Raw genomic sequence first — 665 nt, forward strand, 5'->3', positions numbered from 1 at the left:
GCAAAATGCCTTCATGCGTGTCTAGGCTGTATTCCAACAACAGTGCATCGATCAGTTGAATCGACTTCTTGTCGGCGCGAATCGCTTCAATTAGCTGAGTCGTTCGGCTGGCGATCGTGTCGTTTTTCTTCCGCTGAAGGGGTTGCCAGTGGCAGGAGCTGCTCCAGCCATTGAGATTCGTCCACCATATACAATGGGGAGATCAATGCCCATAGCTTATCGAGCGGCTGCGCGACAAACTCCGGCTTTAACACATCTGTTGCTGTAAACATGCGTTTTCCTCAATCTCATCCCCGAAAACCGCTTCGGGGCTACACAATGGCTGGCAGTGTATTTTGAGCCTGAGAGGATTACTTGTCAAAAACTCCGAGCTTTTTGCTAAAAACTCGCTTTTTTAACAAAACAACTACATGATCACACGAATTTAAGCAAAATATTGTGTTCGTAAAAAGCAACTTATTTAACGCCAAATTGCTTTTTGTATTGCGAAGGTGAAACGCCCTGTAAGCGAGTAAAGGAGTGGGTAAAGGTACTTTTGGCCGGAAAAACCGGTCAGCTCGGCAATTTGCCCCAAGCTTAATGTGCCTTTTTCAATCACGATCTTTGGCCATATCGATGCCGYTACCGAGCAGGTATTGATGCGGCGTAATGCCCATTTGCTCTTT

General features: G+C 46.4%; 2 pseudogenes. Both read right to left on the reverse strand.

The annotated features are described in order from the left end of the window. Positions 1 to 272, reverse strand: a pseudogene (locus CIK04_RS25810) (hypothetical protein); the annotation flags it as partial. Positions 273 to 456: 184 nt separating this feature from the next. Continuing rightward, a pseudogene (locus CIK04_RS25815) lies at positions 457 to 665 on the reverse strand (helix-turn-helix domain-containing protein); the annotation flags it as partial.

It is taken from the genome of Vibrio sp. 03_296, assembly GCF_002265885.1.